General features: G+C 70.1%; 12 protein-coding genes. 2 read left to right on the top strand and 10 right to left on the bottom strand.

All coding sequences use genetic code 11. From position 1 onward, the window contains the following. Positions 1–25: 25 nt before the first annotated feature. The 7 genes from ACTOQ1_RS10830 to metH all read right to left on the bottom strand — a co-directional run bounded on the left by ACTOQ1_RS10830 (position 26) and on the right by metH (position 10,084). Positions 26–1,063, bottom strand: a complete 1,038-nt coding sequence (locus ACTOQ1_RS10830) for an ABC transporter ATP-binding protein (protein ID WP_440066131.1) — start codon at positions 1,061–1,063, stop codon at positions 26–28. Next, positions 1,060–2,073, bottom strand: coding sequence for an ABC transporter permease (locus tag ACTOQ1_RS10825; RefSeq protein ID WP_440066130.1), 1,014 nt, complete (start codon positions 2,071–2,073; stop codon positions 1,060–1,062). Before ACTOQ1_RS10825 ends, ACTOQ1_RS10830 begins: the two co-directional genes overlap by 4 nt. A 91-nt stretch (positions 2,074–2,164) precedes the next feature. After that, complete coding sequence (locus ACTOQ1_RS10820; RefSeq protein WP_440066129.1) at positions 2,165–3,928, bottom strand: ABC transporter substrate-binding protein; 1,764 nt, start codon at positions 3,926–3,928, stop codon at positions 2,165–2,167. 44 nt (positions 3,929–3,972) lie between these two features. Beyond that, positions 3,973–4,974 carry an ABC transporter permease gene (locus tag ACTOQ1_RS10815; protein WP_440066128.1) on the bottom strand — a complete coding sequence of 334 codons (1,002 nt, stop codon included), beginning with the start codon at positions 4,972–4,974 and terminating at the stop codon, positions 3,973–3,975. A gap of 266 nt (positions 4,975–5,240) precedes the next feature. Then, positions 5,241–5,795, bottom strand: a complete 555-nt coding sequence (locus tag ACTOQ1_RS10810; protein WP_440066127.1) for a cellulose synthase — start codon at positions 5,793–5,795, stop codon at positions 5,241–5,243. Positions 5,796–5,915: 120 nt separating this feature from the next. Next, positions 5,916–6,587 (bottom strand): HAD family hydrolase, encoded by a 672-nt coding sequence (locus ACTOQ1_RS10805; protein WP_440066126.1) that lies wholly within the window; start codon positions 6,585–6,587, stop codon positions 5,916–5,918. A 32-nt stretch (positions 6,588–6,619) separates the two neighbouring features. Further along, positions 6,620–10,084 carry a methionine synthase gene (gene metH, locus ACTOQ1_RS10800; protein ID WP_440066125.1) on the bottom strand — a complete coding sequence of 1,155 codons (3,465 nt, stop codon included), beginning with the start codon at positions 10,082–10,084 and terminating at the stop codon, positions 6,620–6,622. A gap of 477 nt (positions 10,085–10,561) precedes the next feature. Between metH and ACTOQ1_RS10795 the strand changes: the two genes are divergently transcribed. Together ACTOQ1_RS10795 and ACTOQ1_RS10790 are read left to right on the top strand one after the other, a co-directional pair. Further along, positions 10,562–11,416 (top strand): PAC2 family protein, encoded by an 855-nt coding sequence (locus ACTOQ1_RS10795; RefSeq protein ID WP_440066124.1) that lies wholly within the window; start codon positions 10,562–10,564, stop codon positions 11,414–11,416. A gap of 256 nt (positions 11,417–11,672) precedes the next feature. After that, complete coding sequence (locus ACTOQ1_RS10790; protein ID WP_440066123.1) at positions 11,673–12,305, top strand: hypothetical protein; 633 nt, start codon at positions 11,673–11,675, stop codon at positions 12,303–12,305. A gap of 13 nt (positions 12,306–12,318) precedes the next feature. On the opposite strand, the gene ACTOQ1_RS10785 is transcribed toward ACTOQ1_RS10790, so the two are convergent. From ACTOQ1_RS10785 to nirD, 3 genes are all read right to left on the bottom strand, one after another. Then, complete coding sequence (locus ACTOQ1_RS10785; RefSeq protein WP_440066122.1) at positions 12,319–13,104, bottom strand: sirohydrochlorin chelatase; 786 nt, start codon at positions 13,102–13,104, stop codon at positions 12,319–12,321. Next, the gene (locus tag ACTOQ1_RS10780; RefSeq protein ID WP_440066121.1) at positions 13,101–14,270 is read right to left on the bottom strand and encodes a uroporphyrinogen-III synthase; all 1,170 of its coding nucleotides are present in this window, start codon (positions 14,268–14,270) and stop codon (positions 13,101–13,103) included. The genes ACTOQ1_RS10785 and ACTOQ1_RS10780 overlap by 4 nt, the downstream gene beginning before the upstream one ends. 85 nt (positions 14,271–14,355) lie before the next feature. Next, positions 14,356–14,727, bottom strand: coding sequence for a nitrite reductase small subunit NirD (gene nirD, locus ACTOQ1_RS10775; RefSeq protein WP_440066120.1), 372 nt, complete (start codon positions 14,725–14,727; stop codon positions 14,356–14,358). Positions 14,728–14,834 lie beyond the last annotated feature (107 nt).

The following is a 14,834-nucleotide window of genomic DNA, read 5'->3' as shown; positions in this document are numbered from 1 at the left end:
GCAACGGGCTTGTCGGCTCGCTCGCTCACGAGGACCCCAGGTTCGCTTTGATCTCGTTCTCCCAGATGTCCCGCCTGACCTCACGGGGCAGGTGACACCGGACCAGATGACCGCCGTCGCTCTCGAGCAGCTCGGGCACCTCGGTGTTCGCCCTTCCGCCGGTACGGTCAGCGTAGTCGCAGCGCGGGTTGAAGGCGCACCCGGCGGGCACGTTGATCAGGGAGGGAGGACTGCCCTTGATCGGCAGCAGCCGTTCGGTCCGCTCCCGGTCCAGGCGTGGCATCGATCCCAGCAGGCCCCAGGTGTAGGGGTGCTCCGGCCGGTCGAAGATGCTTTCCGCCGTGCCGTACTCGATGCCCTTCCCGCCGTACATCACCAGGATGTCGTCCGCCAGCTCCGCGACGACACCCAGGTCGTGGGTGATGACGATCAGCGCGGCGTTGAAGTCACGCTGCAGGTCGCGCATCAGGTCCAGGATCTGCGCCTGTACCGTGACGTCGAGAGCCGTGGTCGGCTCGTCCGCGATCAGCAGCTCCGGGTCGCAGGAGAGCGCCATGGCGATCATCGCGCGCTGGCGCATACCGCCGGAGAACTCGTGCGGGTAGCTGTCGACGCGCCTGTCCGGCTGCGGGATGCCCACCCGGCCCAGCATGTCGATGGCGTGCTTGCGCGCGACCTTCTTGCTGACCTGGTTGTGGATCCGGTAGGCCTCCACGATCTGCGCGCCCACCGTGTAGAAGGGGTGCATCGCCGAGAGCGGATCCTGGAAGATCATCGCCATCTTCTTGCCGCGCAACGTCCGGACGTGGTCGGCCGAGGCGGCGACGAGTTCCTCGCCGTCCAGCCAGATCTCACCGGAGATCCTCGCCCGGCCGCCCTTGTGCAGTCCGAGGATGCCCAGCGAGGTGACGCTCTTTCCGGATCCGGACTCTCCCACGATACCGAGCGTCTTGCCGCGCTCCAGCTGGAAGGAGAGCCCGTCGACGGACTTGACCAGGCCGTCGTCCGTCGGGAAGTGGATCCGCAGATCCCTCAGTTCGAGAAAGCTCGACGGAGCGCTCATCCCAGCCTCACCCTCGGGTCGACCACCGCGTACAGCAGGTCGACGATCAGACTGGCCAGCACGACGAAGAGCGCCGCGACCATGGTGACACCCATGATCTTCGGAAGGTCGTTCGTCACGATGGCCTGGACGGCATAGTCGCCGATGCCCTTCAACGAGAACGTGCTCTCGGTGAGCACCGCGCCGCCGAGCAGCAGGCCGAGGTCCAGACCGAAGATCGTCAGGATGGGGGTCAGCGCGGCGCGCAGCCCGTGCTTGACGACCACCCTGGACTCGTGCATGCCCTTGGCCCTGGCCGTGCGAATGTAGTCCTCACCCATGGTCTCCAGCATTCCCGCCCTGGTCAGGCGCGCGTAGGACGCGGCATAGAGGAATGCGAGGGTGATCCATGGCAGGAGGAGGTTGTAGGCCCATTGCGCTGGATTCTCCAGGAACGGCGTGAAACTGCCGCCCGGCGCGGTGATACCCAGCCCGTAGCTGAAGACGACGAGGGAGACGATGCCGGTGAAGAAGATCGGCAGAGAGACTCCGGCGAGCGCGATGCTCATCGCGGCCCGGTCGAAGAACGTGCCTTTTCGCAGCGCGGACAGCACGCCTGTCGCGACGCCGCCGATCAGCCAGATGACCGACGCGCCCAGGGCGAGCGAGAGGGTCACCGGGATGCGTTCCACCAGGTCGGGCCAGACCGGCTGCCTCCTGATGAAGGAGTAGCCGAAACAGGGGGCGGGGCACTCCTCGATGGCGGCGCCGGTGTCGTACGTCGAGCCGACGAAGACACCGGAGATCCAGCGGCCGTACTGCACGGGAATCGGGTCGTTGAACCCGAGTTTCTCCGCCGTGACCGCGATCATCTCCGTGTTGGCGGCTCTGCCCATGTAACGGCTGGCAAAGTCCTCAGCTGTGGCCCCCGCGACACGGGGAATCACAAAGAAGATCGAGAACGTGACCATGCTCACGATGACGAGCATGAGCAGTGCGCCGATCAAACGGCGGATGATGTAAGTGACCACAGTCCCCCCGGCTCCAGGGGCCGGCCTCGCGGGCCGGCCCCTTCAAGCCTCGACTAACCGAACTCGACTAACTGAACGGGATTTCCGACGGTTACTGGACACCGATGTTCAGGTAGTCGTACATGTCGAACGCACCGGTGACGAAGACGTTCGTCGCGCCGATGGGACGGACCATGACGCCCTTGGACCAGACCGCGGGCAGGACGTAGGCCTGCTCCATGACCCTCTGGTCGATCTCGCCCCAGAGCGCGTCACGCTTGGCGGCGTCGGCCTCGGTGAAGACCTGGTCGATCTTCGCGTCGATTTCCTTGTCCTTGACGCTGAGGTTGTAGTTACCGCCCGACTCACGGATGGTGCGGCTGTCGACGATCTGCGACATGAAGCCGAAGCCGTCGTTCCAGTCGGCGCCCCAGCCGTTGGTGGCCAGGCCGATGCCGTTCTTCTTCACGAAGTCCGGCTTGCCGGCGTAGAGGGAGAAGTAGTCACCGGTGGGGTAACCCTTGAGGGTCAGCTTGATGTTGACCTTGGCCAGCGCCTGCTGGAGCGACTCGGCGGTCGCCTTCTCCTTGGGACGGTCGGCGCGGTAGGCCATGATGGTCTCGAAACCGTCAGGCTTGCCACACGCGGTCAGCGCGGCCTTGGCCTTCTCCACGTCGCCGGTGCCGGTCGGGTAGAGGTCGAGCTTCTTCCAGCCCCCGATCGACGGCGGCATCAGGCCGGTCGCGATCTCGCCGCCGGCGAACTCGCCGCCGTAGGCGTTCTGCAGGCCCACCCGGTCGGCGCCGAAGATGATCGCCTTGCGGCACTCCACGTTGTCCAGCGGGGCCACGTCGCCGATGATCGAGGTGTACCAGGTGCGGGCGCCGGTGGGGTTGTCGGCCCGGGCCTTCAGCGTCGGGTCGCCCAGCACGCGGCCGAGCGCGGCGGGCTGGACGCCCGAGCCGGCGAGGTCGATGTGCAGGTCGCCGGAGATGATCCGGTTGTCCAGGTCGTCGGCGTTGACGCCGAGGGAGATCTCGTAGCTGTCGGGCAGAGCCTTGCGGATCGGGTCGGTCGCCGGGTCCCAGTGCTCGTTGCGGACCAGGGTGTACAGCTTGCCGGGCTCGACCTTGTCGAACTTGTAGGGGCCGGAGGCCATCACGTGCTCGCGGTACTTGACGCCGGTGTCCTTGGCCTGGGGGACCGGGATCGTGCCGGGCAGCGCCGCGAAGTTGTCGAAGCCCGCGTAGGCCTTCTTCAGGTGGAAGACGATCGTCTGGTCGTCCGGCGTCTCGATCGCGGAGTCGGTGTTGACGTCCGGGGTCTTGTAGACGGTCTTGAAGTCCTTCGGCAGGTCCAGCCAGTCGTTGAAGTACGTCGGGCCGTTGACGAAGGTCTCCTTGTCCATGGACCGCAGGACCGCGTACTTGACGTCCTTGGACGTGATCGGCGTGCCGTCCTCGAACTTCACACCGGCGCGAAGCTTGTAGGTCCAGGTCTTGCCGTCGTCGCTCGGCACGCCCAGGCTCTCGGCCAGGTCGGGGGAGAGCTTGCGGCCCTCGGCGCCGGGGGCCGGGGTGTAGGTCACCAGCGAACGGCCGTAGATCCGGACGAGGTTCCAGGAGAGCGCGTAGTAGGTGTCGCCGGGGTCCACCGAGTCCCAGTCCTCGGAGATGGCCATCTTCAGGACGCCACCCTTCTTGTCAGAAGGGTTGAACACCTTGTCGAGGCCGGCGTTGAACGCGTCCGCGGCCGCCGGCGCGGCCGACGAACCATCGGCCGGCTTCGTCTCGCCGCCGCCACCGCCACAGGCGGAGAGCCCCAGGGAGAGAGCGGCACCCGCGGCCGCGAAGGCCAGCGCGGATCTCTTGTTCATTTACTTGCACCCCTTGTTAATCCGGGAGAACGGGAGGTTGAGGGTCAACGGGACGCCTTCGGGTCGAGGGCGTCGCGCAGCCCGTCACCGAAGAGGTTGAAAGCCAGCACCGTAATGAAGATCGCCATACCGGGGAAGAACATGAAATGCGGCACGTTGTAGTACTTCACCGCCTGCGAGAGCATGCCTCCCCAGGTCGCCGTGGGCGCCTGGATACCGACTCCCAGGAACGAGAGCGCGGCTTCGAACAGGACATTCGTGGGGATGAGCAGCGTCGCGTAGATGAGGATCGGCGCGATCAGGTTCGGCAGGATCTCCCGGAACAGGATGTACGGTCCGCGGGCGCCCAGGCTACGGGCGGCGTCGACGAACTCGCGTTCCCGTAGTGACAGCGTCTGGCCCCTGATGATCCTGCCGATGTAGGGCCAGTTGAAGAAGCCGATCACGAAGATCAGCAGACCGATGCGCAGTGTGTCGCCCTGCACCCCGAGGCTCTGCTCGAACTGGCCGAGGACACCGACCAGGGCCATGGCGAAGACGAGGAGGGGGAAGGCGAGGAAGACGTCCATCGTGCGGCTGATCAGGGTGTCGACCCAGCCACCGAAGTAACCGGCCATCACTCCCATGACGGTGCCGATGACCACCGAGAGCACGGTGGCGAGGACCGCGATCAGCAGCGAGATCCGTGCTCCGTAGACCACCCTGCTGAAAAGGTCGCGGCCGTTGAGCGGCTCCACCCCGAACAGGAAGTCCCCGCTGATGCCCGTGCCGCCCTGGGGCGCCATGGTGGAGGGGTCGATCATCTCCTGGTGGAACTCGTTCGGCGGATGACCGAACACGCCCACGATCAGCGGAGCGAAGATCGCCGTGAGGATCAGCAGGACGACCACGCCGGCACCGGTGAGCGCGACCTTGTCGCGCTTCAGATGCATCCACGCGATCTGCCCGAGCGATCGGCCTTGGATGGCTTTCACGCCCGCTCCCGCGAGCACTGCCTCCGGCGAGACCTCGGTGGTCTTACCGGGGGCGTCGAGCGGTGCGGTCATACAGTTGGCCCCCTGGATCCCAGACGACGTCGTCCGTCAACGCGTCCCCCGGGTCGGGGTAGCGCGCCGTTAGTCTACGGGCCGTTATTAGTGGTCCCGTGCGCAGAATCTATGGGCTGAACTGCGCTGACCAGTCCTCTGAGGCGCTATGTGGCTCAACTGTGATTCACGTGAAATTCATTCGTTTTGATCTTGAAGGTAATGTCCGGAAGCCGTTCCGCTTCTGTCTCGGATTCGTGACATGGAAACGGGGCCGTGACGCAGCGTCACCCGATTCCCCGGCGCTTCAGGATGTCCTCGATATCGGAGAAGTCGTCGTCGGCCGCCGGCTTCGCCGCGGGCTTGGACCCGGCGGCCCTGGAAACGGGCGAGGGCGCGGGCGTGCGCTTGGGCAGCGGCTGCGTGACGGCCGTCGCGCCCGGCGTTCCCGGCGCCACGGCCCTGTGCTGCCCCGTGCCGGCCGGAGCGCTCGCGACGGGCGCGGGGGAGGCCCCGGACGCCGAGGAGGCGGCCCTGAGGCGGCGGCCGCGCAGGAAGCCGGAGACCAGGAAGAGCAGCGCGGAGAGCCCGGCCACCCCCACCCCGGCCCACACCATGGGGTTGAACGCCAGGCCGGTGACGAACCCGCCGATCGCCGTGCCGATCTGCCACAGCGTCGGCAGCGCGCCGGTCAGGTAGGCGGCGACGGGCAGCAGCGACCAGGCCGCGGCGCGCAACCCCGCCGCGGCCCCCCGGCGCCGCATCAGCAGGAAGCTCAGCACCAGCCCCACGCCGGTGACCCCGGCGCAGAGCGGCAACCACGCGATCTGTTCGAACGACATAGCGGACCGCCCCTCGTATCGGCTTACCCGATCTCCATCCTGGCACGTGGAACCGGGACGGGCCCTCCTTCCTGAGGAGGGATCACCCCTTAGGGGATACGGGGCGGTTCGCGCGAAAGATCAGGGGCGATCCCCGGCCTCGGACGGCTCGCCGAAGGACAGCGAACGCAGGATCGCCACGTCGACCTCCAGCAGCGAGTCGACGACGAGGCGGCCGGGCGCGGCGGGAATCGGCAGCACGCTTGGCACCGCCACCACCCGGCAGCCCGCGGCGGTGGCCGACGTCACCCCATTCGGGGAATCCTCCAGGGCGACGCAGCGGGCCGGATCGACCCCCAGCAGCCGGGCGGCCGTCAGGTAGGGCTCGGGGTGGGGCTTGGTCCTGGTGACGTGGTCACCGGTGACCACGTGGTCGAAGTTGTGGTCGCCGATGCTCCGCAGGCACGCCTCGGCGATCGGCCGGACCGACGAGGTGACCAGAGAGGTAGCCAGGCCGTGCCCGCGCACCTCCGCCAGCAGCTCGGCGGCGCCGGGCATCATCTCCACCCCGCCCGCGAGCCTGGCGGTCATGCCCTCCAGCATCCAGGTCTCCACCTCGGCGGGGGTGGCGCCCCCGCCGGAGATCCTGAGCATGTAGGCCACGGTGGCCGGCATGGAGCCGCCCACCAGATTCTCCTGGTGGGCCTCCCCCCACTCGCCGCCGAGCCGTTCCATCACCTCGGTCTCGACCTGAAACCAGATCTTCTCGCTGTCGACGAGAAGCCCGTCCATGTCGAAGAGAACCGCTTCCATCCCCGGTGAACCCCCTGCCGATCACACGCCGGTCATACGTTGAAGTAGTTGGCCTCAGGGTGATGGACGATCAGTGCGGACGTCGACTGCTCGGGGTGGAGCTGGAACTCCTCCGACAGCTCGACGCCGATCCTGGCCGGATCGAGCAGCTCCATCAGTTGCACCTGGTCCTCCAGGTTGGGGCAGGCCGGGTACCCGAAGGAGTAGCGGCAGCCGGCGACGTTGACCTTGAGCATGTCCTCCAGGGACTCGTCGCCGCCGATGCCGAGCTCGGAGCGCACGCGCGCGTGCCAGTACTCGGCCAGGGCCTCGGTCAGCTGCACCGACAGGCCGTGCAGCTCCAGGTAGTCGCGGTAGGCGTCCTTGGCGAACAGCTCGGCCGCGGCCTCGGAGACCCGGTTGCCCATCGTCGCGACCTGGAAGGCGACGACGTCGACCTCGCCGGAGTCCTTGGAGCGGAAGAAGTCGGACAGGCACAGGTGCCGGTCGCGCCGCTGGCGCGGGAAGGTGAAGCGGGTGCGCTCGTTGCCGCCCTCGTCCAGGATGATCAGCGAGTCGCCGTCGCTGACGCACGGGAAGTAGCCGTAGACGACCGCCGCCTCCAGCAGCCCGTCGGTCTGCATCCGCTCCAGCCACATCCGCAGGCGCGGGCGGCCCTCGGTCTCGACCAGCTCCTCGTACGAGGGCCCGTCGCCGCCGCGCGCGGCCTTGAGGCCCCACTGGCCCATGAACGTCGCCCGCTCGTCCAGGAACGCGGCGTACTCGGCGAGCGGCACGCCCTTGATGACGCGCTCACCGAGGAAGGGCGCCGCCGGCACCGGGTTGCCGGTGGCCACGTCGGAGCGGGCGGGCAGCTCCTCCACCGGGGTCCTGACCAGCGTGGCGCCGCCCTTGACCCGGCGCTCGCGCAGCGGCGGCAGGCTCGCGCCCTTCTCCCCGCGCTTGACCGCCATGAAGGCGTCCATCAGGCGCAGTCCCTCGAAGGCGTCGCGGGCGTAGCGGACCTGGCCCTGGAAGAGCTCCGCGAGGTCCTGCTCGACGTAGGCGCGGGTCAGCGCCGCCCCGCCGAGCAGCACGGGGAACTTCTCGGAGATGCCCCGGGAGTTCATCTCCTCCAGGTTCTCCTTCATGATGACCGTGGACTTCACCAGCAGCCCGGACATGCCGATGACGTCGGCCTTCTTCTCCTCGGCGGCCTCCAGGATGACCGACACCGGCTGCTTGATGCCGAGGTTGACGACCTCGTAGCCGTTGTTGGAGAGGATGATGTCGACCAGGTTCTTGCCGATGTCGTGTACGTCGCCCTTGACGGTGGCGAGCACGATGCGGCCCTTGATCTCGCCCTCGACCCGCTCCATGTGCGGCTCCAGGTAGGCGACCGAGGTCTTCATCACCTCGGCCGACTGGAGCACGAACGGCAGCTGCATCTGGCCGGAGCCGAACAGCTCGCCGACGGTCTTCATGCCGTCCAGCAGCACGTCGTTGACGATCTCCAGGGCGGGGCGCCGGGCGAGGCCCTCGTCGAGGTCGGCCTCCAGGCCCTTGCGCTCGCCGTCGACGATGCGGCGCTTGAGCCGCTCCCACAGCGGCAGCGCGGCGAGCTCCTCGGCCTTGCTCTCCTTGAGGGCGGCGGTGTCGACGCCCTCGAACAGCTCCATGAACCGCTGCAGCGGGTCGTAGCCCTCCCTGCGCCGGTCGTAGATCATGTCCAGGGCGACCTCGCGCTGCTCCTCGGGGATGCGCGCCATCGGCAGGATCTTGGAGGCGTGCACGATCGCCGCGTCGAGGCCGGCGTTGACGCACTCGTTGAGGAAGACCGAGTTGAGCACGACGCGGGCGGCCGGGTTGAGGCCGAACGACACGTTCGACAGGCCCAGGACCGTCTGCACGCCGGGGTGGAGCCGCTTGATCTCCTTGATCGCCTCGATCGTCTCCAGCGCGTCGCGCCGGGTCTCCTCCTGGCCGGTGGCGATGGGGAAGGTGAGCATGTCGATGAGGATGTCCTCGATGTTCATGCCCCAGTTGCCCGTCAGGTCCTCGATGAGGCGGACCGCGATCCGGACCTTCAGGTCGGCGGTGCGGGCCTGGCCCTGCTCGTCGATGGTGAGGGCGACCACGGCGGCGCCGTACTCGCGGACCAGCGTCATGTTCCGGTGGAAGCGCGTCTCGGGGCCGTCGCCCTCCTCGTAGTTGACCGAGTTGACGACCGCGCGCCCGCCGAGCATCTGCAGCCCGGCCTCGAGGACGGCGGGCTCGGTGGAGTCGAGGACGACCGGCAGCGTGGAGGCGGTGGCGAAGCGGAACGCCAGCTCCCTCATGTCGGCCACGCCGTCGCGGCCCACGTAGTCGACGCAGAGGTCGAGCATGTGCGCGCCGTCGCGGGCCTGCCCCCGCGCGATCTCCACGCACTCCTCCCAGTCCCGGGCGAGCATCGCCTCGCGGAAGACCTTGGAGCCGACGGCGTTGGTGCGCTCGCCGATGGCCATGTACGAGATGTCCTGGCGGAAGGGGACGCTCTGGTAGAGGGAGGAGGCGCCGGCCTCGGGGCGGGGGCGGCGCGGGGCCGTCTCCCGCCCGCGGACCCGCTCGACGACCTGGCGCAGGTGCTCGGGGGTGGTGCCGCAGCAGCCGCCGACCAGGGAGAGCCCGTAGTCACGGGTGAAGTTCTCGTGCGCCGAGGCCAGCTCCTCGGGGCTCAGCGGGTAGTAGGCGCCGTCGGAGGTCAGCACGGGCAGCCCGGCGTTGGGCATGCACGACAGGCGGACCCGGGCGTGGCGGGCCAGGTAGCGCAGGTGCTCGCTCATCTCGGCGGGGCCGGTCGCGCAGTTGAGGCCGATCACGTCGACGCCGAGCGGCTCGATCGCGGTCAGGGCCGCGCCGATCTCCGAGCCCAGCAGCATCGCGCCGTTGGTCTCGATGGTCACCTGGGCGATCACCGGCACGTCACGGCCGGAGTCGGCGATGGCCCGGCGGGCGCCGATCACCGCCGCCTTGACCTGGAGCAGGTCCTGGGAGGTCTCGATGATCAGCGCGTCGGCGCCGCCGCCGATCAGGCCTGCGGCGTTGTCGTAGTAGGCGTCGCGCAGCTCGGCGTACGGCTTGTGCCCGAGGGTGGGGAGCTTGGTGCCGGGGCCGATGGAGCCGAGCACGAAGCGCGGGCGGTCGGGGGTGGACCAGGCGTCGGCGGCCTCGCGGGCGACGCGGGCACCGGCCTCGGAGTACTCGAAGACGCGCTCGGGGATGTCGTATTCGCCGAGAGCTGAAAGGTTGGCCCCGAAGGTGTTGGTCTCGACGCAGTCGACCCCGACCTCGAAATAGGCCTCGTGCACGGCGCGGACGATGTCCGGACGGGTGACGTTGAGCACTTCGTTGCAGCCCTCATGGTCCTGGAAGTCATCCATGGTGACGTCGTGGGCCTGAAGCATCGTCCCCATTGCCCCGTCGGCGACCATCACGCGCTCGGCCAGGACTTCACGGAAAGACGGAGTGCTTGTCATGGGACAAGAGTACTGGGAGCCGTCCGGGCGCCCCTGTGTTCGGCGGCGATCTCGGCGGTGATTGGATCTTTCGCCCGCCCGATCCGGCGATCACCCCTGTCGCCGCCCCCGCCGCCGCGCCGGAACACCACCGGAACACCACCGGAACACCACCCGAACACCTCCGGACCACCTTCGGAGCACCGCAAGAGCACCGCAAGAGCACCGCCGGCGGCCGGTCGCGCCGTCCTCACCGGTACCGCCGATCCCCCCCGATCCCCCGGTCCACCGGCGGGCGCGGGGGCGGCCTCCCGCGGCCGCCGGGCCGGGAGCCCACCGGCCCCGCGGGGCGGTCGCGAGACGCGGTGCCGCCCGGCGTGTGGCGGCGCGGAGGCCGCGACGTCCCGATCGCCCGCACCATGTCGGGAAGGTGACGTGAAGGCCCCCTCACCGCATAGGCTTAGCCGGATAGGACGAGAGGTGAGAAGGAGGGGGCGCGTGATCGAGATCGAAGGCCTGCCCGAGCTCGTCGACCCGGTGATGATCGCCGCGTTCGAGGGGTGGAACGACGCGGGTGAGGCCTCGAGCGGAGTGATCGCGCACCTCGAGGAGCAGTGGAAGGCGACCCCGCTGGTCTCTCTGGACCCGGAGGAATACTACGACTTCCAGGTGACCCGTCCGATCGTCGAGATGGGTGAGGGGCTGACGCGGTCCATCACCTGGCCGACCACCAAGCTGTCGGTGGCCAGGCCCCCCGGCGTCGACCGCGACGTGGTGCTGCTGCGCGGCATCGAGCCCAACATGCGCTGGCGCGCGTTCTGCGAGGAGATCGTGCTGGTCTGCCGCGAGCTGGGCGTCGAGCTGGCGGTCCTGCTCGGCGCGCTGCTCAACGACTCGCCGCACACCCGCCCGGTGCCGATCGTGGGGTCGGCGACCGACGAGGGCCTGGCCAGGGCGATCAACCTGGAGCTGAGCCGCTACGAGGGGCCGACCGGCATCGTCGGCGTCCTGCAGCACTCCCTGGGCGCCGCAGGGCTGCACGCCGTGTCACTGTGGGCCTCGGTGCCGCACTACGTGGCCCAGCCGCCCAACCCGAAGGCCACCATGGCCCTGCTCAGCCGGATGGAGGACCTGCTCGACATCCCGATGCCGCTGGGCGAGCTGGCCGAGGAGTCCCGGGCCTGGGAGCACGGCGTCGACGAGCTGGCCTCCCAGGACAGCGAGGTCGCCGAGTACGTCAAGGAGCTCGAGGAGCGCAAGGACGCCGCGGAGCTGCCCGAGGCGAGCGGCGACGCCATCGCCGCCGAGTTCGAGCGCTATCTGCGCCGGCGCGACCGTGACTCCGACGGCTGAACTCACGGCGTACGGTTACCACCGGACGCTCTTTTTCGCCTAGGTTGAAACCAGGTTGAGCCTGGGGTCGGGCCCGGGTCGACAGGCACTGATCGGGCACGGCCCGCCTCTCCGGAGGCGCGCCGAGCGGAAAACCGGACGTCGGCGACTCCACGGCCAGGAAGAACCCAGGAAGCACACGGCCCCGTGGACGCCGGTGAACGACGCATCACCGTTACGACCATCTGTCCATGTGACTGCGCACGTTAGGGCGACCATGGCGACTCCCTATATCGACCCGTACCAGATCGACTCGTATCAGCAGACCGTCGACCCGCACCGGAACGCGCAGGAGGCGCGGCGCCGCGTCCTCGAGCTGGCCGCGTTCATGAAGCGCGAGGAAGCCGACGACGCCGCGCACCCGCGCTCGCGGGGCACCGCGTCCGGACACGCCGTCGACATGTTCCTGGCCCTGCTGCAGGACCGGCTCCCGGTCTGGCGGCGCGTCCTCGACGACCTGATGTACCTGGTCGGCAAGGGCCGGGTGAGCGAGAACCTGCTGCCCATCGCACGAGCGGGCATCGACTACTACTGCGAGGTCCAGGCGGCGGCGCTGCCCGCCTTCACCTCCCCCTCGGTCACCGTCCGCTTCCGCGAGGCGATGCGTGACAGCGACATCGGGCCGATGTCGGAGATCGTGCCGCTCACCGCGTACCTGGCGGCCGAGCAGCGGGCGGGGCGCGTCTCCGCCGGGCTCGTCCCGGTCGCCAGCGCCCGGCTGCTGCTCGCCGGGTGCTTCCGCCACGCCTACTACGAGACGCTTCTCGGCGCCGACGACTTCCTGCCGTCGCGGGACGAGGTCGCCGAGGAGATCGTCCGGGAGCTGAGGCTGGAGCTCCGGCCGGCCTGACCGCCCCCCGCGATCACCGGTGCCGGGCGGGCCACGCCGGGGTCCGGACGCTCGGAGGCCGGACGCCCCTGTCGAGTCCGGCCGCCACCGGCCCCGGACGGGCCTGGCCGCCGGCCGTGGCCGTCGACGCCAGGCGTGCCTGGTCGAACCGGGCCCACACCAGCGCGGCCAGGTCGGCGTCCACCCCGAGGGGGGCGGCGACCAGGTCGGCGCCGGACGCCTCCAGGCGGTCCTGGAAGAAGCCGGGGGCCAGGAGATAGGAGGCCAGCGCGATCCGCGGCGCGGGCCCCGAGCGCAGCCGCTCCAAAGCCTCGGCGACCGACGGGGTGCCCGTCGCGGCGAAGGCCGCGGTGACCGGGCGGGAGAGCCTGACCGACAGCAGCCGGGCCGCCGCCCGCACGTCGGCCAGCGCGGCCGGATCGGACGAGCCCGCCGCTCCCAGGATCACCGAGTCGGCGCCCCTCAGCCCCGCGGCGGAAAGCCGCCTGGCAAGGACGGCGGTGAGCAGCGCGTGCGGTCCCAGCGGGGCCGCGAGCACGGCGTCCGGCCTGGCCTCGGCGATCACGGAGGGCAGGTCGATGTGGACGTGGTAGCCGCCCGCCAGCAGCAGCGGGACCACCACGACGGGGCCGGGCAGGCCGGGCAGCACGTCGGCCAGCAGCGGCGAGCTGATCTCCAGGAACGCCTGCTCCACCCGCGTCCCCCGGCGGCCCCCGCGCACCAGGTCCCGCAGTCCGGCCAGGGTCTCCTCGCCCCTCGCGCTGCGCGTCCCGTGCCCGGCCAGGACCAGCGTCGTCACAGGCCTTCGCCCCGGTCGCAGGCCAGGCGGTAGCCGCGCTTGACGACCGTCTCGACGATCCCCGCGGGACCGAGGGCACGGCGCAGGCGGGTGATGGCCATCTCGACCGCGTGCTCGGCCGAGTCGCGCGACGGGCCGCCGGGGAGCACGGTCCGCAGGTCGGAGCGGGCCACCACGTGTCCCGGCTTGTCGGCCAGGCGCTTGAGGACCGCCATCGGCGCCGGCGGCAGCGGCTTCAGGTCGCCGTCCACCGCGACGGCGTGGCCGCGGATCTCCAGCCGGTGGCCGCCCGCGACCAGGCGGGTGACGCTGTGCTCGGGCAGGTGCCTGGCGAGGGTACGGGCCAGCGTGCCCAGGCGGGAGCGCTCGGGCTGCACGGTGGGCACCCCGCGCGCCTCCAGCGGCCCGGCGGTGACCGGTCCCACGCAGGCGGCGACGACCGGCCCGGCGAAGGCCGAGACCAGCGCGTCCTCCAGGCCGTCCGCGCGGGCGGAGTTGAGCATGGCCAGCACGGCCGGGGCGCTGGTGAAGGCGACCGCGTCCACGCCGCCGGAGATCGCCTGGCTGACCAGGCGCCGCAGCGGCGACACGTCGCGGTAGGGCAGCCACCGGTAGACCGGCACCTCGATGACCTCCGCGCCCGCCTCGCGCAGCGCGGCCACGAAACCGGTCAGCGGCTCCCCGTGCAGCTGCACGGCGATGCGGCGCCCGCGCAGGTCCTGGGCGAGCAGGTGCTGCTTGACCTCCTCGCACGACTCCGTGGGCGGGGTCCAGTGGTCGATCAGGCCCGCCGCCCTGACCGCGCCGCGCGCCTTGGGCCCGCGGGTCAGCAGCCGGGCGGCGGTCAGGTGCTCGGCGAGGTCACCGGAGAGCCCCCAGCCCTCGGCCGCCGCCATCCAGCCGCGGAAACCGACGCCGGTGGTGACCACCACGTCGTCGATCGGGGCGGCCAGGCTGGCGCGGGTCGCGGCCAGCAGGTCGGCGTCCTCCGCCAGGGGCACCAGCCGGATCGCCGGGGCGCGCACCACCCTGGCGCCCCTGCGTTCCAGCAGCGCGCAGAACTCCTCGCGCCGCCGGGTGGCGGTGACCCCGATCGTGAACCCGGCCAGCGCGTCGGGCGCGGTCTCGGGAGAGCCGACGGGCCCGTCCAGAACGGCGATGCTCATCTGTCGTTCACCACTCCTCGCTCGATGTTTCCTCGGTATCCGGGGTGTCCGGCCGCCCGCGGCCCCACCCCGTGCCCACCCGTGCTCACCCGGGGCCCACCTCCACCGTTCCGCCGGTGAGGCGGATCGGGTAGGTCGGCACGGCCACCGCGGGATCGTCCAGGCACACCCCCGTCACGAGGGAGAACACCTGCTTGTGCATCGGGGAGGCCACCACGGGCTCGCCCGCCCTGGTGCCCACGATCCCCCGGGACATGACGTGGGCACCGCTGAACGGGTCGCGGTTGCCGATCGCGAACAGGGAACCGTCGAAGGCGCGGAACAGCGCGATCTGCCTGCCGTCGACGAGCGCGCACGCTCCGCGCTCGGGCAGCAGGTCGGCGTAGGAACAGACCGCTGTCCAGGCGGTCGTCTCCAGGTCTTCTCCCAGCTCCAGGTCTTCTCTCAGCGCGGTCATCGGTGAAGGCCTCCTCTCTTCGGGTCCTCAGGTCCTCGGGTTCTCAGGTCCTCGGGGGTGCGACGACGGCGACCCGGCACGGCCGGCGCGGGACACGGATCGGGCCG

This window comes from Streptosporangium sp. OZ121 (assembly GCF_051918885.1).
Lineage (GTDB): Bacteria > Actinomycetota > Actinomycetes > Streptosporangiales > Streptosporangiaceae > Streptosporangium.
The sequence above is the reverse complement of the archived record's forward strand: the minus strand, read 5'-3'. Positions and strand labels throughout refer to the sequence as shown.

Coding starts and splice junctions, on each gene's coding strand:
- ACTOQ1_RS10830 (WP_440066131.1), bottom strand. CDS start 1,063: ATGAGCGCTCCGTCGAGCTTTCTCGAACTGAGGGATCTGCGGATCCAC.
- metH (WP_440066125.1), bottom strand. CDS start 10,084: ATGACAAGCACTCCGTCTTTCCGTGAAGTCCTGGCCGAGCGCGTGATG.
- ACTOQ1_RS10815 (WP_440066128.1), bottom strand. CDS start 4,974: ATGACCGCACCGCTCGACGCCCCCGGTAAGACCACCGAGGTCTCGCCG.
- ACTOQ1_RS10790 (WP_440066123.1), top strand. CDS start 11,673: ATGGCGACTCCCTATATCGACCCGTACCAGATCGACTCGTATCAGCAG.
- ACTOQ1_RS10780 (WP_440066121.1), bottom strand. CDS start 14,270: ATGAGCATCGCCGTTCTGGACGGGCCCGTCGGCTCTCCCGAGACCGCG.
- ACTOQ1_RS10810 (WP_440066127.1), bottom strand. CDS start 5,795: ATGTCGTTCGAACAGATCGCGTGGTTGCCGCTCTGCGCCGGGGTCACC.
- ACTOQ1_RS10820 (WP_440066129.1), bottom strand. CDS start 3,928: ATGAACAAGAGATCCGCGCTGGCCTTCGCGGCCGCGGGTGCCGCTCTC.
- ACTOQ1_RS10805 (WP_440066126.1), bottom strand. CDS start 6,587: ATGGAAGCGGTTCTCTTCGACATGGACGGGCTTCTCGTCGACAGCGAG.
- nirD (WP_440066120.1), bottom strand. CDS start 14,727: ATGACCGCGCTGAGAGAAGACCTGGAGCTGGGAGAAGACCTGGAGACG.